This is a genomic window from Pseudophaeobacter sp. (assembly GCF_039971195.1).
Classification (GTDB): Bacteria; Pseudomonadota; Alphaproteobacteria; order Rhodobacterales; family Rhodobacteraceae; genus Pseudophaeobacter.
On the sequence record NZ_JBDWPJ010000175.1, the window covers coordinates 1 to 21,517 of the forward strand.

Annotated in this window: 15 protein-coding genes and 1 pseudogene; 11 read left to right on the forward strand and 5 right to left on the reverse strand. The window is 56.8% G+C overall.

Annotation, left to right across the window (positions count from 1 at the left end):
• Nucleotides 1-141: 141 nt before the first annotated feature.
• From ABJP42_RS15390 to ABJP42_RS15435, 10 genes and pseudogenes are all read left to right on the forward strand, one after another.
• A pseudogene (locus tag ABJP42_RS15390) lies at nt 142-312 on the forward strand (tyrosine-type recombinase/integrase); the annotation flags it as partial.
• 623 nt (nt 313-935) lie between these two features.
• Nucleotides 936-1,721: an MBL fold metallo-hydrolase gene (locus ABJP42_RS15395; protein WP_348341896.1), complete on the forward strand. Its 786-nt coding sequence runs from the start codon at nt 936-938 to the stop codon at nt 1,719-1,721.
• A 519-nt stretch (nt 1,722-2,240) separates the two neighbouring features.
• The gene (locus ABJP42_RS15400) at nt 2,241-3,152 is read left to right on the forward strand and encodes a LysR family transcriptional regulator (RefSeq protein WP_348341898.1); all 912 of its coding nucleotides are present in this window, start codon (nt 2,241-2,243) and stop codon (nt 3,150-3,152) included.
• Between the two features lie 90 nt (nt 3,153-3,242).
• Nucleotides 3,243-5,330, forward strand: a complete 2,088-nt coding sequence (locus ABJP42_RS15405) for a hydantoinase/oxoprolinase family protein (protein ID WP_348341900.1) — start codon at nt 3,243-3,245, stop codon at nt 5,328-5,330.
• Nucleotides 5,327-7,036, forward strand: coding sequence for a hydantoinase B/oxoprolinase family protein (locus ABJP42_RS15410; protein WP_348341902.1), 1,710 nt, complete (start codon nt 5,327-5,329; stop codon nt 7,034-7,036). Before ABJP42_RS15405 ends, ABJP42_RS15410 begins: the two co-directional genes overlap by 4 nt.
• Entirely contained in the window at nt 7,033-8,244 is a 1,212-nt protein-coding gene (locus ABJP42_RS15415; protein ID WP_348341904.1) for an NAD(P)/FAD-dependent oxidoreductase, read from the forward strand. The genes ABJP42_RS15410 and ABJP42_RS15415 overlap by 4 nt, the downstream gene beginning before the upstream one ends.
• Entirely contained in the window at nt 8,244-9,017 is a 774-nt protein-coding gene (locus ABJP42_RS15420) for an HpcH/HpaI aldolase family protein (RefSeq protein WP_348341906.1), read from the forward strand. Before ABJP42_RS15415 ends, ABJP42_RS15420 begins: the two co-directional genes overlap by 1 nt.
• Nucleotides 9,014-10,225, forward strand: coding sequence for a pyridoxal phosphate-dependent aminotransferase (locus ABJP42_RS15425; protein ID WP_348341908.1), 1,212 nt, complete (start codon nt 9,014-9,016; stop codon nt 10,223-10,225). The genes ABJP42_RS15420 and ABJP42_RS15425 overlap by 4 nt, the downstream gene beginning before the upstream one ends.
• A gap of 3 nt (nt 10,226-10,228) precedes the next feature.
• Complete coding sequence (locus tag ABJP42_RS15430) at nt 10,229-11,068, forward strand: NAD-dependent epimerase/dehydratase family protein (protein ID WP_348341910.1); 840 nt, start codon at nt 10,229-10,231, stop codon at nt 11,066-11,068.
• 933 nt (nt 11,069-12,001) lie between these two features.
• Entirely contained in the window at nt 12,002-13,414 is a 1,413-nt protein-coding gene (locus ABJP42_RS15435) for an esterase/lipase family protein (RefSeq protein ID WP_348341912.1), read from the forward strand.
• 190 nt (nt 13,415-13,604) lie between these two features.
• On the opposite strand, the gene ABJP42_RS15440 is transcribed toward ABJP42_RS15435, so the two are convergent.
• The 3 genes from ABJP42_RS15440 to ABJP42_RS15450 form a co-directional block, all read right to left on the reverse strand.
• Nucleotides 13,605-13,958 carry a hypothetical protein gene (locus ABJP42_RS15440; protein ID WP_348341913.1) on the reverse strand — a complete coding sequence of 118 codons (354 nt, stop codon included), beginning with the start codon at nt 13,956-13,958 and terminating at the stop codon, nt 13,605-13,607.
• Between the two features lie 797 nt (nt 13,959-14,755).
• On the reverse strand, nt 14,756-15,202 hold the full coding sequence (locus ABJP42_RS15445) for a hypothetical protein (protein WP_348341915.1): 447 nt from the start codon (nt 15,200-15,202) through the stop codon (nt 14,756-14,758).
• 48 nt (nt 15,203-15,250) lie between these two features.
• Nucleotides 15,251-19,066, reverse strand: coding sequence for a hypothetical protein (locus tag ABJP42_RS15450; RefSeq protein WP_348341917.1), 3,816 nt, complete (start codon nt 19,064-19,066; stop codon nt 15,251-15,253).
• Between ABJP42_RS15450 and ABJP42_RS15455 the strand changes: the two genes are divergently transcribed.
• Nucleotides 19,049-19,405, forward strand: coding sequence for a hypothetical protein (locus ABJP42_RS15455; protein WP_348341919.1), 357 nt, complete (start codon nt 19,049-19,051; stop codon nt 19,403-19,405). The two genes, ABJP42_RS15450 and ABJP42_RS15455, sit on opposite strands and share 18 nt — an antisense overlap.
• Before the next feature lie 574 nt (nt 19,406-19,979).
• On the opposite strand, the gene ABJP42_RS15460 is transcribed toward ABJP42_RS15455, so the two are convergent.
• Together ABJP42_RS15460 and ABJP42_RS15465 are read right to left on the reverse strand one after the other, a co-directional pair.
• Complete coding sequence (locus ABJP42_RS15460) at nt 19,980-20,348, reverse strand: MerR family transcriptional regulator (RefSeq protein ID WP_348341921.1); 369 nt, start codon at nt 20,346-20,348, stop codon at nt 19,980-19,982.
• Nucleotides 20,349-20,447: 99 nt separating this feature from the next.
• Complete coding sequence (locus tag ABJP42_RS15465; protein ID WP_348341923.1) at nt 20,448-21,212, reverse strand: SDR family NAD(P)-dependent oxidoreductase; 765 nt, start codon at nt 21,210-21,212, stop codon at nt 20,448-20,450.
• Between the last annotated feature and the right edge of the window lie 305 nt (nt 21,213-21,517).

The window sequence follows — 21,517 nt, forward strand, 5'->3', positions numbered from 1 at the left end:
CGGGGCATGCCTTGTCCCATCAGTACTTCAACCTGCCGTAACTTCACGACGATCTCTTCCGGCTTGGGTCTCTTAATGGCCATACTTGGTCCTCCGCTTTCCTAACTATAGGGGCGGACCACTTCAAAGGGGGAAGCTCAGTATGGCACACATTCGATACGGCGCACGAAAGTCACTCAGATCTACAAGAAAACAGGCAACCTTCGCGCCGTCCAGCTTTTGTTGGGGCACACAAAGATGGACAGCACGGTCAGGTATCTTGGTGTTGAACTTGAGGATGCCCTGGCCATTGCTGAAGCCATTGAAATCTAACATTTCTGGGTCGCCTACACAGGCGGCCCACACCTGCCGTTGGCCAGATGTCCAAGCACTGCGTTGCAGCTTCCCCGAAGCAGCCGTTCGATACATTGTGCAGCATTTTTGTTGGTCAGAGGTCGGCTGAGCAGACAAAACGGTCCTTGCTTCTTTGCAGATGAATGACCGCTTCGCATTTCGCTCGCTGGATACTGCTTTTGTCTTTGTTCTGTTTCTTGTCGCGGGTGGCATAAGCACTGGCGCCATGATCATTTTATCGTAGATATTACTGAACTGATCGAAGAAGTTATAATCCATCGTCTGATTGGCCTTGTGATGCTGCGACCTGATGATCAAACAGTACCTGCATGAGACTAAATGAGGTTGTTTGCGGTATCGGAACAAGGCAACTCAACGAATGGAGCACCATAATGAAATCAACGCGAAGCCGTTACTATGCAGGCCCTATCAGTGATAACTTTGACGGCGTGCGGTTTTTTTCACCGGGACAACCATTGCCGGACAAGTCACTCGCTAATCTCTTGCGCTGGCGTCGTGAGGGGGGCCGTGCAAAGTGGCCTGATTTTGTCCCAGTCACACCGCATGTCCCCCCACCGCGGAGTGAACAGGCGAGGGTCACAATGGTTGGTCATGCAACTCTGTTGGTCCAAGTGGCAGGCGTTAATCTGTTGACCGATCCAGTCTGGTCCGAGCGTGTCAGCCCTCTAAGTTTCATAGGTCCCAAACGCGTCACAGAACCTGGTATCGCATTTGACAAACTCCCAGATATTGATGCCGTTCTCCTAAGTCATAACCACTACGATCACCTTGATCTGACAACTTTACGTCGGCTGCAGGCTGCCCACAGCCCGTTGATGGTGATGCCATATGGTAATGACAAAATTGTCCGACAATCAGTGCCTGATGCCAAAATAAAGGTGGGTGATTGGCATGATACAGTTCAAATAACGCCAGAGATTTCGGTTACCCTAACACCGGCAAACCACTGGTCGGCCCGCGGAGTTCGTGATCGACGCATGGCACTTTGGAGTGGGTTCTGGATCAACAGTCCAAAAGCCCAAATTTGGTTTGCCGGAGACACTGGCTATGGCGACGGCGCACTGTTCCGTGACATACGAGTTCGTTACGGAAGGCCCGACATAGCGATCATTCCGATCGGAGCGTACGAGCCCCGTTGGTTCATGTCTGATCAACACGTTGCACCCGACGAATCTGTGCGCATTTTCGAAGATACCGGCGCCCATCAGGCCGTAGGCATGCATTGGGGTACATTTCAGCTTACGAATGAAGCGCGAAACGAACCAAGAGAGTTATTGCTCGACAGTCTTGTTTTGGCAGGAATTGACGTGAAGCGTTTTCTGGCTTTGGAGCCGGGAGAGTTTTTCTCTGATAGTGCCGTAAGATAGACTTTTAAGCGCGGCTTTCTCGAACATGCCTATGCTGACCAGTAAAAATTTGGAACGTCCGCAGTGCGGTGCAGTTTCAACGGGTCGCTGCAAGTACGCCAATGTCTGGTTCAGAGAAGCGTTCAACTGACGGTCGTTTTTGGAAGAGGTTGTTAAAGCTCAAAGCCGCCTTGCGGCGATGCAGCGTGTGGTTTTCACTCTGAACAGTCTGTCGCCGGTCTGATCGGCAGACCTGGTTGACTGCTTTCAGCCCAAAGCGGCCTCATGCCAGGTGGGCAACCGCGCCCTCAGTACATGCATGAAGGGCGGAAAGCCGACGTTCGCTACAAACGCGAACCAACAATGCCGTAAAGCTAGGAGCCGACATACAAACCAAGGTCTGTCTGTAGCCGCAACCTTGTTTTGGTGCAGCGCAAGTGGTGAATGCGAAGCAACTTCAGAGGCGCTCGGCTGGTGGCTTTCATTTATCTTGTAACTGCCCCACACTAAGGATCATTTTTCTCTATTGGTGCATGCGAGATGATCAAGAGTCAGTTCACCCTAAAGCAGTTGGAGGCCTTGGCCTTCGTTGTTGATACAGGGACGTTTCGGGCCGCTGCAGTTGCTTTGGGGACAACCCAGCCAAATATCTCAGCGCGGATTGCGACGCTTGAAAATGCCCTTGGTACATCCCTGCTGACACGCGATGCAGGTTCTGTTCGACTCACTGCAAAAGGAGAGGTCTTGCTCGATAAAGCTCGCACAGTGCTTTGGGCCGGGGAGGCTTTGATCGAAGCGGCCGGACGGCAAGATTTAATCGAAGAACGGCTGCGACTTGGTGTGACCGAACTGGTAGCCTGTTCTTGGCTGCGCGGTTTCTTGCGTCTTTTGAAAGAGGCATACCCCAAACTGCGTGTCGAACTAGAGGTGGATCTGTCTACAGTGATCGAGCGCCGCCTGATAGAAGGCCAGCTTGATCTTGCCTTGCAAACCGGACCTTTCAAGGTCACGTCTTTTGCAAGCGAACCCCTTGGTTTGGAAAACTACTGCTGGGTGGCCAATCCAAAACTGGCAAAGGGCTTGGGGACGAGACCTAACTTGGAGGCATTGTTCCAACAAACGATCCTGACCCACGCAAAGCATACTCAGGCGGGTCTTGCACTGCATCAAGTTGCCGAGCAGAACGGTCTGGAAACCAGTCAGATCGTACATTCCAGCGCCCTGTCTGCCTGTGTTCCCATGGTTTTGGAGGGATTGGGCGTCGCGCTTCTGCCGGAAGCGCTGGTAGCGCCTGAGCTCAAGTCCAGTGAGCTGCGTATCGTTCCCTGCAACTGGCTCCCCGCGCCGCTGACCTTCTTTGCAAGATATACCAAAGAGCGCGCACCTCTTTTTGTCGGCAGGGCTGCAAAGCTGGCGGTTGAAGCGCAACAGGAGAACTCAAAGGATAAATAAATTATATCAGGTTGAGAGATTTAATCAATTTGATTATTGGCGCAAACTTTGGGCATCTGGGGGAACTGGAACAACGACTCGGAGTGCCGCATGAAACCCTCGACCATCCGCCTTGGTGTAGATATTGGCGGCACATTTACGGATGTCGTGCTGGAAAAGGACGGGCTGCCTTTTTCCACCAAGGTTTTGACAACTTATACCGCGCCGGAAAATGCCATCATTGATGGCATGCATCAAGTCTGCGCCAGGGCCGGGGTTAATCCCCGTGAAATCGATCAGATTATCCATGGCACCACTCTGGCTACAAACGCCTTGATCGAGCGCCGTGGTGCCAAGACGGCTTTGATCACCACAGAGGGCTTCCGCGACGTGATCGAAATGCGGACTGAGTCACGCTTTGAACAATATGATCTGAACCTCAATCTGCCCGACCCGCTGCTGCCGCGGCAGATGAGGTTTACTATTCGCGAACGGGTCGATGCCAAAGGCCAGATCCTGATTGATCTGGACCCCGCCGAGGTCGAGGCCGTGGTGGCCCAAATTGCCGAGGGCGGCTATGAAAGCGTCGCCGTTGGCCTGATGCACTCCTACCTCAATGCCAAACATGAGGAAATGGTGCGGGCGATCCTGGTTGAGCGCCTACCCGATGTTGCGGTCTCTATCTCATCAGAGGTGAGCCCGCAGATGCGGGAGTATGAGCGGTTCAATACCGTGGTGGCAAATGCCTATATCAAACCTCTGATGGCCTCCTATTTGGGGCGGCTGGAGCAACGTCTTCAAGATGAAGGCGTGCGCTGCCGTATCTTCCTGATGCACTCAGGCGGTGGCATTATTTCAATTCAGAATGCCGCTGATTTCCCGGTGCGACTGGTGGAATCCGGTCCCGCAGGCGGGGCAGTTTTTGCGGCCCATATTGCGGCGCGTTATGGGATCGATAAAGTGCTCTCCTTTGATATGGGGGGCACCACGGCGAAGATATGCCTGATCAAGAACCAGACCCCCAAAACCAGCCGCGTTTTCGAAGTTGCTCGGACCTACCGGTTCAAAAAAGGCTCGGGTATGCCAATTTCTATCCCCGTTATCGACATGGTCGAGATCGGCGCAGGCGGCGGATCTCTGGCCCATGTGGATGCCATGCGGCAAATTCGGGTTGGCCCTGAAAGCGCAGGTTCAGAGCCGGGCCCGGCCTGTTATGGACGCGGGGGAGAACGTCCTGGTGTCACCGATGCTGATCTGGTTTTGGGCAAGCTGGACCCGGATAATTTTGCGGCGGGCTCGATCAAGCTGCATCCGGATCAGTCAAAAACTGCCCTGCACACCCATGTCGGTGAAACCCTGGACATGGATGCCGTAGAAGCGGCCTTTGGCGTTGCGGAAGTGGTCGATGAAAACATGGCCAATGCAGCGCGGGTGCATGCGGTTGAAAACGGCGAGGATCTGTCTGAATACACCATGATTGCCTTTGGTGGGGCGGCGCCGCTGCACGCGGGCCGTCTGTGCGAAAAGCTTGGCGTTGAACGGCTTCTGGTACCGCCGGGGGCTGGGGTTGGCTCGGCCATTGGGTTTTTACGCGCGCCCTTCAGTTTTGAGGCGAACCGCTCAGTCTATATGAAACTGTCGGACTTTGACGGAGAGGCCATCAAATCCTTGCTCAGCAATCTGCGGGCTGAGGCTACGGGCTTTGTCCGCACCTGTGATGCCACCAGCCCGATCCTTTCCGAGTTCAAAGTCTACATGCGTTACACTGGCCAGGGTTGGGAAATCCCGATCGACCTGACCGAAGAACAGGCGATGAACCCGCAGGCTGCGGTGTTTGAAGCACGGTTCGAGGAAGACTATACCAAGCTCTTTGGCCGACCCGTTGCCGGTATGGATATTGAGATCACTGTCTGGTCGGTCAATGCCACGACGCCTCCCGAACAGGTTGCGCGGGTGGCTGAGGTCACGGGATCCACAGAGGCCAGTCAGACTGGCACCCGGCATTTGTTTGATGCTGCAACCGGCAGCTATCTGGATGCGGGCCTGTTTGAGCGTGACCAGATGACCAAAGGCCAGCGAGCCAGCGGTCCGGCTGCCGTGACCGAAGCCGAGACCACCATCATTGTACCGGCAAGCCGGGATGCAATCCGTCAGCCTGATGGCTGCATCGACGTGATCACCAAAGGGGGTGCCCAATGACACAAGACCATTCAAAAGTTGCCTATCAGGTCATGTGGAACCGCCTGATTTCGGTTGTCGAGGAACAGGCGCAGGCCTTGGTGCGCACTGCCTTCTCCACCTCGGTGCGCGAGGCAGGGGATCTGTCTGCCGGGGTCTACGACACCCATGGCAATATGCTGGCGCAGGCGGTAACGGGTACGCCCGGCCATGTGAATGCCATGGCCGACGCCGTGGCCCATTTCATTCGTCGCATCGGGCGGGAGAATATCTGCAACGGTGATATCTATATCACCAATGATCCTTGGGAGGGCACCGGCCACCTGCATGACATCACCATGGTGTCGCCCTCGTTCCACGGGGAAGCTTTGGTCGGTTTTTTTGCCTGTACTGCACATATCGTTGATATTGGGGGCCGTGGGTTTGGCGCGGATGCGCAATCCGTCTATGAGGAAGGACTGTATATCCCGATTATGAAATTTGCCGACAAAGGCCGGGTTGACGAAACCCTGACCCGGATCATTCGCGGCAATGTGCGCGAGCCGGATCAGCTGGTCGGAGACATCTACGCCCTGGCGACCTGCAACGAGATCGGTCACCGCCGTTTGGTCGACATGATGGAGGAATTCCAGCTGGCAGATCTGGACGGCATTGCCGCCTTTATCCTCGACAACTCGCGTCGCGCTACAATCGAACGGATCAAGGCCCTGCCACAGCAGGAAGCCGAGGGCGAAATGACGATGGATGGGTTCGATCGTCCCATTACGCTCAAAGTTAAGGTGAGCATCAAGGGCGATAGGATTGTCTCTGATTTTACCGGCTCGTCTGGTCTGGACAAGAAAGGCATCAATTGCCCACTGGTCTACGCCAAGGCCTATGCCTGCTACGCCCTGAAGGTGGCCATTGCCCCAGAGATCCCAAACAACGCAGCCTCGCTTGCACCTTTCGAGATCACTGCGCCGGAAAACAGCATCGTCAATGCCTTGCACCCGGCCCCGGTGGCGCTGCGCCATATCGTCGGCCATTTTGTTCCCGACGCAGTCTATGATGCCTTTGACAAGATCGTTCCCGGCCTGGTGCCTGCCGAAGGTGCTGGCTGCCTGTGCAATTTCCAGGTCTCGCTGCGCCCCCGCAGCGACGCGCCAGCACCAGCAGATGCCCGGCGCTCTGAAGTGCTGACCTTCAACTCCGGCGGATCAGGCGCGCGGCCGACGCATGACGGGCTGAATGCTACGGCCTTTCCCTCTGGGGTGATGACCATGCCGATTGAGGCAACCGAACATGCGGGTCCGGTGATTATCTGGCGCAAGGAACTGCGTCCAAATTCAGGGGGTGCTGGTAAGACCCGTGGTGGGCTTGGCCAGTATATGGAAGTTGGCGCGCAAGAGGGGCATGAATTTGACATCCAGGCGATGTTTGACCGGGTTGACCATCCCGCCCGTGGCCGCCGTGGCGGTGGTGCCGGGGCCGCAACAACCATCGCCCAGGACGACGGCAGCGCCATGAATGGCAAGGGCAAACAGTTCGTGCCACATGGGCGAAAAGTGGTCATGGCTTTCCCTGGGGGGGCTGGCTACGGTGATCCATCAGAACGCCCAGTTGAGCTGGTCAAACGAGACCTAGCACGGGGCTATATCTCGGCTGAAACGGCCGCAACTGACTACAATCTATCGGCCGAAGACATCGCGGATGTCTCGGCAGCCATTGCCCGAGGAGACAACATATGAAAACCCAAGCCCCAGAACACAACAGCTATGATGTTGTAATCATCGGAGGCGCCATGATGGGTGCTTCTGCTGCTTGGTTTTTGTCGGATGACGTGGATTTTGATGGTAGGGTCTTGGTTGTGGACCGCGACCTCAGCTACGAGAACACCTCGACCATGCACACCAATTCCTGCATGCGGCAGCAGTTCTCGGGTGAGTTGAATGTGCGGATCAGCCAGTTTGCCGCCGATTTTGTCAAAAATCTGCCGCGCTACATGGGCAATGATGATCGGGTTCCAGAGCTGTCGATCCGCTCCTTTGGCTATATGTATTTGGCCGACAACGAAGGCTTTGCCGATGTGTTGCGCGACAACCAGAAGGTCCAACTTGCAGCCGGGGCTGCGACCCAGCTGATGACCCCAGATCAGATCAAAGCCGCCTATCCGTTTTATAATGTTGACGACATTGTTCTGGGGTCGATCAATCTGGTGGATGAAGGTTTCTGGGACGCTACAGCTGTTTTTGACTGGTGGCGGAAATCAGCACGCGAACGCGGTGTGGAATATGTCGAAAACGAAGTTGTCGCGATCACCAAAAACGCAGCAGGCACCCGTGTCGAGAGCGTTACCCTGAAATCTGGCGAAGTGATCGCCTGTGGCCAGGTACTGAACGCATCCGGCCCGCGTGCAGCACGGACTGCACAGATGGCTGGCATTGAGGTGCCGGTAGAGCCGCGCAAGCGTTATTCCTGGATCTTTTCGGCGGCAGAGCCCCTGGACAGGGATCTGCCACTAACGATCGACCCCTCGGGCGTGCATGTGCGTGAAAACGGCGGCGGCACCTATCAATGCGGCGGTCATTCGGACATCGACCCAGCCGTCGATCCAGATGATTTCACCATGGACCACGCGATTTGGGAAAACCACGTCTGGCCAATTCTTGCTACCCGTATTCCGCAGTTCGAAGCGATCAAGGTTCAGTCAGAATGGGCCGGGCATTATTCCATGAACACCTTTGATCACAACGCCATCATGGGGCCGCATATGGAGCTGGAGAACTTCTTCTTCCTCAATGGCTTCTCCGGGCACGGGCTGCAGCAATCTCCGGCCATGGGCCGCGGCACCGCTGAAATCATGGTGCATGGCGCCTATAAGTCACTGGACATGTCACAGTTCCATTTCGACCGCATCCCGGCGGGTCGCAAAATAGTCGAGAAGGCGATCATCTGATGCAGCTGACCCGCAACGCATTTACCAGGGCATTGAACACAGGCCAAAGGCAGCTCGGCCTTTGGATCACCCTGTGCAGCAACTTTGTGGCCGAGGTCACCGCCCATGCCGGCTATGATTGGGCGCTGATTGACATGGAGCACAGTCCCAATGATTACATGAGCGTTCTGGGGCAGTTGCAGGCCTTTGCCGCCAGTGACACCACCGCGATTGTGCGGGTGGAATGGAACGATACCGTTGCTGTGAAACGCCTGCTCGACCTTGGGGCGCCAGGGCTACTGTTTCCGATGATCCAATCGGTTCCTGAGGCCGAAAAGGCCGTCGCAGCGACCCGCTATCCGCCTCGTGGCGTACGGGGGGTTGCAGGCGCCACCCGCGCCACCAGATTTGGCCGAATAAGCGATTACACCGCTCGTATCGAGGAGGAAACCAGCGTTTTGCTGCAGCTGGAAACGCGGGGCGCAGTCGCGCAGGCCGAGGCTATTGCAGCCATCGATGGCGTTCACGGCATCTTCTTTGGCCCTGGTGATATTGCGGCGGATATCGGCAAGCTGGGCAAGCCGATGGATCCCGAGGTCTGGCAGCTGATCAAACCGGCTGCGCAGAAATTGATCGCAAAAGGCGTTCCGGTTGGCACTTTGGTTCTTGATCCTGTCTTTGCAGTGGAGCTGTTGAACGAGGGTTTTACCTTTGTTGCCTGTGGCACCGATGCGTCCCTTCTGGCCAAGGCCTCTGACGGGCTTTTGGCTCAGGTAAAAGCGGGGCTGCAATGAGGTTTGCTTCCAGTCGCCTTGATCCGGTCGAACCCTCCGCCTCTGCCTGGGTCAGCCAAGCAGCAAAGGCGGCAAAGGCACGGGGTGAGGATGTGATCGATCTTGGTCTGGGCGAACCTGACTTTGACACGCCAGCACATATCGTCGAGGCCGCTCATGAGGCGGCCTTGCGCGGGGAAACCCGTTATCCACCAACCAATGGCACGGCAGAGATGCGCCAGGCAGTGGTGGACAAGCTCAAACGCGAAAACGCGCTAGACTACGCCCTGGACGAGGTGATCGTTTCAAACGGGGCCAAACAGGTGCTGTTCAATGCGATGATGGCCACATTGGAGCCCGGAGACGAGGTGCTGATGTGCGCGCCCTACTTTGGCCAATACAAAGACATTGTGCTGATCCTTGGCGGTACGGTGGTTGCCTTGACCTGCCCGGCAGAAAACGGATTTTGCCTCACCCCAGCGCAGCTGGAGGCTGCAATCACCCCTAAGACCCGCTGGATCATGTTGAATTTGCCTTCCAACCCAGCAGGTGCCGTCTATTCCGACGCTGATCTGCGCGCCCTTGGGGAAGTTCTTGATCGCCACCCCGAAGTGCTGATCCTGTCGGATGAGATCTATGAACATATCCTGTTTGATGGACGCAAGTTCCTGTCTTTTGCCACCGCCAATCCACAGCTGAAACAGCGCATACTGACCGTGAATGGGGTGTCCAAAGCCTACGCAATGACCGGCTGGCGCATTGGCTATGGCGCCGGTCCAACACCGCTGATCACGGCGATGACAAAGGTGCAAAGCCAGATCTGTTCAGGCGCCTGCTCGGTGGCTCAAGCCGCGGCAGCGTCGGCCCTCAACGGGCCGCAGGAAAGCGTGCGGGCCTTCTGCCAAGCATTCCAAGACCGCCGCGACCTGGTCGTCGCACGTATCGCCCAGATCGATGGGTTGACCCTGGCCCCACCTGGCGGCGCGTTTTATGGGCTTATTGGCTGCGCTGATCTGATTGGCGCCGAAGCCCCCAATGGCGAAACCCTGAAGGATGATGCCGAGATCACTGCTTACATCCTAAAGGACGCCGGTATTGCCGCCGTGCCTGGCAGTGCCTATGAGCTGTCGCCCTTTTTCCGAATTTCAACTGCAGCCTCGCTAGAAGTGCTTGGCCAAGCGATGGACCGCCTTGCCGCCTCTATTGCCAAACTGAAAAGAAAGACCTGAACTATGAAAAAACTTGTCCTCACCGGAGCCGCTGGTCGTTTGGGATCTTATCTACGTGGCCCGCTGTCCAGGATGTGCGAAGAGTTTGTATCGACTGATATCGCTGAGGCGCCAGCGGACCTGGCCCCGAACGAGACCTATGTGAAAGCCGATCTGGCGGATTTGGACGCAATGGTCACGCTGCTCGAAGGGGCGGATATGGTGGTCCATTTTGGCGCCATAGGCGACGAGGCCCCCTTTGAGGCTCTGCTAGGCCCAAACTTCATTGGAGCCTATAATATCTGGGAGGCCGCCCATCGCAACAATCTGCGCCGTGTGGTCTATGCCTCCTCGATCCACGCAGTCGGCATGCATAAGAAAACCGATTTCATTGGCACTGATGCGCCACATCGGCCCGATACCTTCTACGGCCTGGCGAAATGTTTCGCCGAAGATCTGGCTTCTTTGTATTGGGACAAACGTGGTCTTGAGTCCGTCTGCATGCGTATTCTGTCCTGCGCTCAGGTCTCCAACCCCCGCGCCGTTGGTACATGGCTCTCCTACGATGATCTTATCCAATTGGTGCAACGCGCGATCGACACGCCGGTCACCGGGTTCTCCGTTGTTTACGGTGTGTCAGACAATGACCGCGCCCCAGTGGACAACTCCAAGGCCCACCATCTTGGGTATCGCCCCAAAGACAACGCAGAACAATTCGCAGAGATGATCTTTGCCGAGAACGGTCCAGTCGATCCACAAGCCCCTGCAAATACGCATCACGGGGGCCCCTTTGCTGCAGTAGAGCTGGGCAACAGCGGTATGGCGCATCTCAATCTGAACTCAGACGATCTTGGAAAAACATAATTTTGGCCAGATTTATGCTTGCGCGCTCCCATTTGATGGGCGCAAAGCTCCTCAGGAGAGAGCATAGGGTTGAAGCGTTCCCCAAACGGAGAAGTGACGCATTTGAATTGTTCAACCATGGATCCAAGGGAGTGCAGAGCGCTGTTTAAACCAGCATTACAGAAGTCCTAATTGCGGGCTTAGGCAGAAAATTTGGTCCGAATTGCCGCGCTGCAACACCAAAGGTGATCTGCACACGGCGGTTGTGGGGTCGCTGCAGTGCAGCGAAAGTCCTGAATGACGGGCCGCACTGCAGCATACTGAACGGTGGCTGGATGTCCGTTTAGGGCCGGTTGCGGCTCATAGTCGGCTTCGCACTCAGGACTTTGCAAAGGTCACTAACTGCGCATAGCTGACGTTGTGGGTTGCCTGCGATGGTAGCGCCGATCCGTCCAGGTTGCGGATGCCTGCTGTCAGCCCAATCACGAAATTCATGCAAGGCGCGGCAATGTCTCTGCTGCAGGCGCGAAAGACTTTCCGTGAGCGGACCTTCAAGTCTGCTCAGCTAGCCCTGGCGATGCCGCGCCTTGCTTGAAGGTCAGCGAAGCGCAGTTTGTGTACATTGCTTAGTCAAGCTCGATCGAGGGTAATGACGATCACGAACGGCCCAAACCGGACGCTGGGTGTGCGGCCCGATCCTGCATTGCAGCATTCCCGGAAACAGACATTGATGAATGGCTGCGGACGCTCTTCCTCGCCTCTGTGGATCCCGCCAGACGCATTTCAGCACACATATGGCGTCGGAGGTGGTCTCATCATCAAATGGCGCTCCGCGTAATGCCAAGTACATGTAAAGCACGTTTCTGTTTGAAAGGCCTTGTCAGGTGGCGACTTGCACTGTTGAATCAACTTCATTGTTGGTCACTTGGGAAAGACCGGATTGAGGGGCGCGAAATGATTTTCAGACTTTTGGGTCGGATGCTAACAACATTCCTTCTCATCACTGCCACGTCTGGTCTCGCTCAGGAACTGCACGCTCCCGGCTACGTCCGCAGAGACGCCGCCCCCGACGCGGCTGCGAATCGGGTCGTCGTCTTCGTCCACGGCCTCAGTTCGCTCAATGGCGACAACGCCGCCTCAACCTGGACGCCCCCGGCGGGCCTGCCCTGGCCACTTCTCCTCGCGCAGTCGAAGACCTTCCGTGATCAGGACATCTACGTCGCCAATTACGACAGCGACGCTTGGAACGGCCGCAGCTTCACCAGCGTCTCGGGCAACCTGGCGCGGCAGCTCAGGGCCGACGGTATCCACCGCTACAGCGAGATCTATTTCATCGGCCACAGCCTCGGAGGCCTCGTTCTGCGACGGGCGCTGCTCGACGATCCCGTCCTGCGCGTCCGCACGGCGGGCCTTTTTCTCTTCGCCAGCCCGACCGGCGGCTCGGCTCTGGCAAATCTCGGCAGGCGCTTGCCGGGAAGCGGGCCGCTGGTCAGTGTCCTGCAGAAACTCGACAAAGACGGCGACGAGGCTCAGACGATCCTGAAGACAGAATGGCTCAACAAGCGAATTCGCATTCCGACCTTTTGCGCTTTCGAATCCGATGAGCGCATCGTCGACCGCGCTGGCGTGGAGCCCCTCTGCACCGATAGCCTTGTCGAGATCACGGGAAACCACAACCAGATCGTACAGCCCTCGGCCGAACGCGGTGGGGGCGAGGGGCTGAATGCACAGGAACTCGTCGAGCAATGGATTGTCGAGGTTCTCGTGGACCGCGGCTATCTAATCGAGGGGCCAGAGCGCTACGACGCGAGGGACGTGGCAATAGCAAGCTGTCCGGGCGATTCTCGCTATACGCCAGAGGTAGTCGGCAACATCCGCGCAATTGTTGCCGGCGTTTCGGGCGATCTCTCCGTCGGCGTGACCCGGCCGATGCCGCGCAACTGGACCCGAGCGCAGTCGACCGACGGACTCTGGGCCGAGCACCCGCCACGATTTCTAGTTGTCCACTATTCCTGTTTCGAGTTGAACGCCGACAACCGTGACGATGAGATCCACCGCGACACGAATTTCGCGAAATTCGCCAGGCAGATGCTCGAGGCTGGGGTCAATGTCGTCTTCTACTCGCGGACGATCTCCTATGATGCGGGTCGCGACCACGTCTGTCGCAAGCTCGGAAATGCCGCCCTCCTCGCGGAGTCGTTTCCTGGCGAGCCGCCGCCTAAGCTCTACGGCATTCCCTCCCAGCTCGGGCAGGACATTGTGGGCGGGGGCAATTCCGAGGTGAACGACGCGTTCGAATACCGCGTCTCGCAAATCCTCCGCGGCGATGGCGCAGCCTTCGAAGCCGTGGCCCTCTGCCAGCAATGATAGTCCGGCGACCAAGACCTAGAATTCGGTAACGGCTCAAAGCCAGCGAACTCCCGATTTCCACCCTTCCTGTACGCGCCGTCCAGGCAATTTATAAAGAAAGGGATGGTTGCTGTCATCTGGCGGCTGAGAACTGATGCGGAATCGCTGCGACCCTGCTGCCGCACCGCCGCAGGTCCGCTTCGAGCCCTTAGTGACTATCCTTTCCAGACCAAAGTGTGGCTTTAATATCCCCTGGAGCGTGAGAGATTGCCTTTAGTGAGCCAATAGGGCCCATTCCGCCAGAAAAGCTAGTGCGCCAAAACTCTATCTGATCATCAAACACCATCGCGAGTTCTGCAACTAAGCCTTCTGCAATAGCTTTTGCTTTGCTTTCAATTGGTACGTCTACTCCGTAATACTTGTAGTGATCATGCGTGAAATCTCCATAGAATACGGTGACTTCATGACCATCGTCACGAATGAAAATTGGTTTCCATGAGGTATGCACCGGCGGGATTGTAGCGATAACGTTAGTATCGACGCCGCCGAACTCAATCTCCATTCTATGAAAGCGCTTCTTTAACTCTGCACTCACAAACTGCTTTAGCAACGGCGAAATCTCCCACTACAAAATGTCCGCCAGTCATACGATTTGATCGTGCCAAAATTATGTCGGGTTGGACGTTCCACTGTTGTCGCTTTGTCCGCCCAGCTGCCCTACAACCCCCAAATGCGCTGCAACTCCCATCAATGACCGCTTCACACGCGGCATAGCAGCGGTAGAGGGCTACGTTTTCAGGTCGAAAGGCGAACTTTGCAAAGGTCACAAACTGCGCACAGCCGACCTTGGTGCGCAGCGCAGCATGTGGGCTCCGGTCTACTAGGGCTTGAATAGCTGCTTTTGCCAGTCTGGCACAGAAGCTTCACAGGTGCAGCTAAGGTCCGGGTTCCACCCCTCATGTCGGAGCCTCACCTCAAGTTGCGCTAGGCACGAATGACCGCTTCGGGCTGAGAGCTGACATCCCACGCTTCCATGGTTGCTCACTAACCAGACGACCCGCCTGGACTCGGCGTCGACGGCAGCTATGCGCAGAAAGCGGACTTTGCAAACCATCGAAGATGCGCACATTCAATTGCTTCGTCACCCCATCGACTTGAAGTCCGAAGAGTGAAGAAGCGGTCACATCCTTACAGATCGAGGCACATTCATCCTCGCTCGGCGGTGGCATGACGATGCAGGCCACAACTTTCAGGATGAGTCCAGGCAAACACTCGCAAGTCAATTCTTCGATTTTTGCAGCCAAAGTTAGACACGCAATATCAGCCTCTGTGGACTAGATACTCAAGTGGGACGGCTGATCACTTGACCATGGCGACGGGCTGATAGTCGGGCGCACTTCCTTCGGTCATCGTGACCCGATAGGGGATGCCCATGAACACATTCTCGACGAAAAAGATCAACTCGTCGCTGTTTTTCATAGGCTGGTGGATCGCCGCAAAATCCGGGATTCCAAAGTTGTGCAGGCGGATCGTACCGGGGCCAACCTCTTCGTCGGGATCTTCGGCGTTGTAGCGCTCCATGTACTTTTCGCGGAATTCATCGGGCTTGATGATCAGCTCGAAGTCGTCACCCTGCACAACGTGATTTACCATTTGCGCATAGGCAAACGCCCAACGCGGATCTGCCAGCGCGGGTGCGGTTCGCAACAGCTGCGTCGGAGAGGACACCACCGTTTCCGCGATTATGACCACCGGAGCTCCGGCAGCGGAAAACTCAAGCTCAACAGGGGGCAGTAAATCAGCCATGTGACGTCTCCATATTCAAAGGAACGCTGTGATACCGGATCGGCTTTGTCATTTTATCTCATACCAATTGGAGTCTTCCCAGTTCTTACCTGCCAGGGTCATGCGCCCCGTGGCAACATTCTTTTGCCACATGACAAGATCACCGGTGACCGGGTCGGGTGCGGCCACGAAATAGATCTGGCCTTCGGGACCACCCCAATTCGTGTCGGCGATCACAACCTCGGGCACAGGCAGGGCATCCATCAGTGACGCCTGAATGTCTGCCGAGGTGTCAGAGTCCACGGCTTTGGTAAAGTGGTCCAGAACCCTTTGTTTCATCGCGGCATCTGCATCCGGGCGATTCTTGGCGACCCAATCATCTGCACGTCTCTGCGCTTCGACTGCTTTATATGCTGCAAGCTCGGTTTGGACTTTGGCCTTGAGGTTTTTGGGCGTCATCGGTTCGGTTGGGCGACGCTTGAACGCCTCGGCGATCAGGTCGCGCATGTCGGCACTTACACTTGGCAAAAGTGCACGTAATTGGTCATCATATAGGCGGGCGGCCTGATCGGCTGGCAGTTTCGTACTTGCCAGTGCGCGCCCCGGTTGGACGAGCTCTTTTTCAATCTTGGCATCCGAGTTGGGATCCCGGATTTTGTCCTGGCTGGGGTGGCCGGGCAGGGCGTTGAAGGCGTGGTTTGCGTTGTCGCCGCGGGTTGAAATCAGCTTCATGTCTGTGGGTTTGGTCGACCCAAGCCCCAAAATGGAACCAACGACGTCTTTGGTCCGACCGGACCGCGATGTCAGCAAACCTGTCGTGCCGAGCATATTGTCGATTGACGGCTCACCGCCCTGCAATACACGTTCGGTTTGATCCTCAAACCCGCCGCTTGACATGTTCCATGGTGCCACACGGTCTTTGCGTATTTTCTTGGGATCGGGAGCGCCATAGGAATCCAGGATCGTATTGGCGAATTTCGGGTCCTCGATCACGGCGATGACGGCCTTGCCTTCATCACTTGTCGCTGAATAGCCCGTTGCGGTCAGGGCGATGTCCTTCATTGCGGCAACAAAGTCAGCCTCATTGGCAAGTGCCTTGCCCTTGTAGGTGACCTGATACCCGCCTTCGGTCGAACTGCCGTCTCCGCTGCCGCCGACTGCGCCCACTTCGGGGCCTGCGCTATATTCAAACTTCAGTTGCTGAGTGATCGCCTTGCGCAGCTTTGCCGACACGCCGGGGATGACCAGCCCTGTGTCGGGATCCCTTGAGGAGTTCCATTTTTCGTCGGGAATGACGTCTTTCATCCCCGCAAAGGTTTCCGGTTTGCTGAGCGCGCCCGTCAGTTTTTTGTGTTCGCGGCTTGTCGTCAGCTCTGCGGCGGCTGTCGCCACAGAGTATTCCCAACTGCGCATCAGCGGGTTTTCGCCCTTGGGTGGGTTCACGTTGGCCGGGTAGGTTTGGCCGTTTGGCGTCGTGTACATCCCGGTGTTGGCCAGTTCGCTGAACTGCGTCATCGCGCGGATCGGGTCGGTTTCGCGGATGCCGCGCACCGGGGCCGTCGAGAAGCACGAGCCGACTGGCCCCTGGCTGAGCGGTGTCATCATTGCCGCCAATACAGACGCTTTGGCATCGGCGTCAGTTACGGCGCCCGCATCCTTGCCCGTCGTGCCCGCGACCAGTTTCAACGCATTTGTCCGCCCCGGCGCGCCCACCGCCGGAAGGGCCGTGCCGTCGATGACGCCCTGGGCCTCAACCTTGGTCGCATCAGATGTGAACAGAGTTTTCACCTCGTTCATTTTGTCGGTCATTTGCGGTGTGAAATGCGTTAGGCTGCCGGGGTGGAACATCATATGGTCCATCGCCGCCTCGGCGGTGTCAGAGCCGAAATTGACTGCGCCCTTGTCATTAATGACCGCCGCACTCATCGCTTGGGTGCGCGACAGGGCGATGGCGTTTTTGCGCTGCCGTTCTGCGGCCGGGTCGGACAGCGGCGTGGTGAGCCCGCCATGGGGGTCGGGCTGGAGCTGTTTTCCGCTGGCCAGGTAGGTCGAGAAGCCATCGAAGTAGGACTGTCCCTCACTTGCCCCCATGCGCAGGGCATTGGTGGCCATGTTGCGCATGTCTGCTTCGGGAAGATCGAGCTTGTCTCCGGACGGGGCGGCAAACCCGTCCAGCATCTTGTCGGCCACGAACCCTGCGTTTTGCGCGATCACCGATGGGTCGGGGGAATGTGCAGCGAGGTCCAGCGCGTTGCGCCCAATCTGGCCGTCTTTGGCGAATACTTCGAGAAACTTTGCTTTGTCTTCTGGCGCGATCTGGGGGTGTGCGTCCGGGGACAGCCGCCCAAACGTCAGTGCATCGAGCATGCCCCGTTTGGCGTCCTGTGCCTTAAGCGTTTCAAGGGCTGCGGTTTGATCGTCCTTGGCCTTGGCAAGTGCGGCTTGCGCCTCGGTCAATGACGCGGCGGCGGCGGCCTTGTCGGCGGCTTCGGCGTCGATGACCGCCTGCGCTGCGTCCTTGCGTTGGCGGTCCAGCTCCATCCCGCGCAGCATCGCCTCCTGGCGCTCGGCCTCGGTCATATCCTTTGGGTCTGGCAGTGCGGCGTTGAACTCTGCCCAGGCTTTTTCCGCGTCGGCGGACGCTTGTTGTGCGGTCTCCCAGGACGATCCGAGCGCGGGCCCGGATTGCAGAGCATCGATTGCAATTTGGGCTGTGGTGATTGCCTCTTGGGCCGGGCCCTCCGCTGCGCGGGCGGCGATGCGTGCGTCACGGGTTGCCTGCACACCTGCCGGGGTGACATCAAGCGGGCCGTCCGCGTCCAGTGCCGCCATGGTTGCTGTTGCTGCGGCAAAGCTGGCCGGATCCGTTGTTGCCAGATCGCACATGGCTTTGAAGGTGCGGGGGTTGCCACCGGCGATGGATTTTAGGGCCGTCTTTTGGTCCGGCGTGATGTCCATGTCGTCGACAAGCTTGGCCTTGGCGTCGCGCATCGCATTTGGGTCGGTGGCCAGTGCGGCAACGATTCGGTCCTGCTCTTCTTCGCTGAAGCCGAGCGCCTGCAGTTCCAGTTTCTTGCGCCCGTCTTCAGTCAGACTGTCGACGAAATCGTCGATCTGTTCCATAGCCTCTGCCGCAATGTCAGAGGCTGCTTCAGCGATGTCACCGACGGTGTTGGTCACTGTGTCGGCGACATCGCCCAGAAAATCGGAAATCCCCGAAAGAATGCCGGTCTCTGCTTCGGACACTTGCTTGGTAAGTGCTGCGATCTCTTTGTCCGCAAAGGCTTTTGACAGTTTGAGGACGCTGACCGCTTTCTTCCAGTCGCTTGCGTCCAGCACCTGCCAGAACATTGTCGCGACCTGATCGGCTTTTTGCGCGACCTTTTCGCCGGCCTCGTCCTTGAGCTTGTCCAGGTCTTGCGCAATCGGCCTAAATGCTGTTTCCAACTGTTTGCGGATTTTTGCGCTGTTGTCCGGCGCGGCGTCATCTACGGTCTGTGGTGCTGCATCACCGATCTTGTCGAGCGCTGGTGCGACTTTGGCCAGAACAGCTTCGGCTTTGTCGAGCTGCCCGGAGCCGAGTGCTGCAACAGCCGTTTTGAGAGCCGTGGCTAGCTTGCCCGCGGCGGGATGCCCCGACTTGGCCAATGCGGCGACTTTGGGCGACATGTCCTTGATCTGTTGCTTCAGCGCGGCGACACGGGCGGCATCCTCGTTTTTGCCGTTGGACGCGGGCGCTGGCACTTGCTCCTCGGTTTCTGTGCCCTCGGACATGGGTGCACCGGCTTCGCCGTCGTCTTCCCCACCGATCACCGCCCCATCTGGCAAAACAAAGGCGACCTTGAAGGCCAGCCCCAAATCCTTGAGGTGTTTTTTGGTGTTCAAATAGAGCGATTTGGGCGGCTCATCCCCACCTTCAGGGTAGAATTGGATCAATTTGCCTTTGACCGAAGCCACGCCCATACAGCCCTTGGACGTTCCGCCGTTTGCCTTGGCCTGACGCCACATGACGCTTGCGCCCTTTTTGGGGTCCGCCGCCAAAATGACGCCACCCTCTTTGCCGAGGGTCAGCGCAAAATTGTGATCTTTCTTGCGCATACGGGCTATCAATTCCGAAAGCTTTGCGGCTTCTACCTTTATGTCCTGAGCGGTTTTTTTTGCCATTTCTTCGGCCTTATCAAATGTATTTTCGAAATGCCGATCTTGTGCCGTCGCAGGCTCTGACACAGGGCGCCGAGCAAAAAATCTTTCAACAAAAAAGGCTCGGTCACAGGCAATTGGTTCCAAGTTATGAAACAAGTAAAAGCGCGAAAATGAGGGTTAGTAAAGGAAATTCGCTCAGGTGGCCGGCACAGGAACGAACGACTTTCGCTCAGCTTATGGCCATCGCAGGCCACCATAATCGGCAAGAAAACAAGGTCCGCGATCCGTTCATTGCTACTTCTAGAATCATATGATGCTGCGCCGCAGCTAAAGGCGGGTTTGTCCCGCATCAGCACTGATGCTACCTGGTGAGGCAAGTGACTGCTTTCAGAAGGAGTGGTTCAGTAGAAAAGGCTGCTTTGGGCTGAGAGCAGTCATCCGCAACCTGGGCTGATCGGCGCTACCCTATAGTGTTTGGTCAACAACGACGGCTACGCGCAGTTAGCGACATTTGCAAAGCCCGCCTTTCGGTATGGGAGCATAGCTTTCGGCCGCTGCGAAGCCGCGTGAAAAGCGGTCATTGATGCGAGGTGCGGCGATCTTCTGGGTTTGAACGGCAGCAGTACGGACAAAGCAGCCATTGACGGGCCAAAGATCAAGGACTGCTAAGGGTGACAAGGTCGTTTTGCAGGGTGGCGAGCCTGTCAATGACTGCGCTTCGCTTTTCGTCTAGTTCCGCTCGTAGCCTATCGATATGCTCAAGCTTTTCTCGCAGTTTTTCCACGCCGCCTTCGCATGGGCCAGAACCCTCGTCCGACAGGCATGCGCTCATGGCTCGGATCTCTCGAGTGGAAAACCCCGTCGCAATAAAATCGCGGATCCGACCAGCGCGCCTTAAATCGGCTGCTGAGTAACTGCGGTAGCCGTTGACTGTGCGCCCAACCTCCATCAGCCCTTCTTTTTCGTAGTGGCGTAGCATGCGTTGCGTGATTTTCAGCCGATCGGCGGCTTCTTTCGATTGCATCTCAGACCTCTCCTGCAAAGTCTGTTCTACATGTTAACGTGCGAAATGTTTATCAAGGAAACCCCGGTGGATGGGGCGCTCCACCGGGGTACTTTCGTATCAGGCGCGCAGTGACCAGCCTCCATCGATCGTCAGGATCTGACCTGTCATCCACTCGTTTTCCGGGCTTCCGAGGCGTAGGATCCACGGTACGATGTCGGCCGTCCCACCTCGGCGGCCCAATGGCACTTGCGCCGTTTCTTGCGCCTCAATTTGTTCGGCCATCTCTTCAGAGAGCCCCATCATTCCGGTCAGCGCCCCCGTTTTAACTGGGCCGGGAGCAATGGCGTTGACCCGAATGCCCTCTTCTGCCAGCTCGATAGCCCAAGATTGTGTAAGATGTTCCAAGGCGGCTTTGGTTGCGCCGTAGTGCGACAGCATGGGGGCCGCATTTCGAGAGACAGCCGTGCCGATGTTTACGATTGACCCAGATTGTTCGCTTAGGGCGGCACGGGCGGCTTTCACCAGCACAGATGGGGCCGTGATGTTCACAGCCGACGTATTGGCGATGATATCTGCGTCATAAGCATCGATCGGGGCTGGTTGCCCTGCGCCTGAATTGTTGACGACCAAATCGATACGGCCCCAACGAGACATGGCCGCGTCAACGATCTGCTCACCACTCTTCGCGTTTGCGCTATCCATCTGCAAAGTTTCAATATTGTCGCTCAGGGCGGCAACATCGGACAGGTTATCGGCATTGCGGCCTGTGATCAGGACATTTGCGCCCAAGTCTGCCAGCGCGGAGGCGGTCGCCTGGCCTATTCCGGAGCTGCCTCCTGTGACGATCGCTACTTTGCCCTGCCATTCATCTTTTTTTGTCATCTCGCTCAATCTCCTATCTGCGAATCTTTCGGTTTCGATAGGAGGGTTGTTTAGAGCCCTGACACTAACGTCAGGGTCAAAGGTATTTTTGGTCTCCGGGCATTTCTTTTTGAAATCCGACCTTCGCGCGCTCTGCAGCATCTCTAACAAAGGGCTCCAAGCGGACCTGAGCTTCCCCCTTTGAAGTGGTCCGCCCCTATAGTTAGGAAAGCGGAGGACCAAGTATGGCCATTAAGAGACCCAAGCCGGAAGAGATCGTCGTGAAGTTACGGCAGGTTGAAGTACTGATGGGACAAGGCATGCCC

Coding starts and splice junctions, on each gene's coding strand:
- ABJP42_RS15395 (WP_348341896.1), top strand. CDS start 936: ATGGTTGGTCATGCAACTCTGTTGGTCCAAGTGGCAGGCGTTAATCTG.
- ABJP42_RS15400 (WP_348341898.1), top strand. CDS start 2,241: ATGATCAAGAGTCAGTTCACCCTAAAGCAGTTGGAGGCCTTGGCCTTC.
- ABJP42_RS15405 (WP_348341900.1), top strand. CDS start 3,243: ATGAAACCCTCGACCATCCGCCTTGGTGTAGATATTGGCGGCACATTT.
- ABJP42_RS15410 (WP_348341902.1), top strand. CDS start 5,327: ATGACACAAGACCATTCAAAAGTTGCCTATCAGGTCATGTGGAACCGC.
- ABJP42_RS15415 (WP_348341904.1), top strand. CDS start 7,033: ATGAAAACCCAAGCCCCAGAACACAACAGCTATGATGTTGTAATCATC.
- ABJP42_RS15420 (WP_348341906.1), top strand. CDS start 8,244: ATGCAGCTGACCCGCAACGCATTTACCAGGGCATTGAACACAGGCCAA.
- ABJP42_RS15425 (WP_348341908.1), top strand. CDS start 9,014: ATGAGGTTTGCTTCCAGTCGCCTTGATCCGGTCGAACCCTCCGCCTCT.
- ABJP42_RS15430 (WP_348341910.1), top strand. CDS start 10,229: ATGAAAAAACTTGTCCTCACCGGAGCCGCTGGTCGTTTGGGATCTTAT.
- ABJP42_RS15435 (WP_348341912.1), top strand. CDS start 12,002: ATGATTTTCAGACTTTTGGGTCGGATGCTAACAACATTCCTTCTCATC.
- ABJP42_RS15440 (WP_348341913.1), bottom strand. CDS start 13,958: ATGGAGATTGAGTTCGGCGGCGTCGATACTAACGTTATCGCTACAATC.
- ABJP42_RS15445 (WP_348341915.1), bottom strand. CDS start 15,202: ATGGCTGATTTACTGCCCCCTGTTGAGCTTGAGTTTTCCGCTGCCGGA.
- ABJP42_RS15460 (WP_348341921.1), bottom strand. CDS start 20,348: ATGCAATCGAAAGAAGCCGCCGATCGGCTGAAAATCACGCAACGCATG.
- ABJP42_RS15465 (WP_348341923.1), bottom strand. CDS start 21,212: ATGACAAAAAAAGATGAATGGCAGGGCAAAGTAGCGATCGTCACAGGA.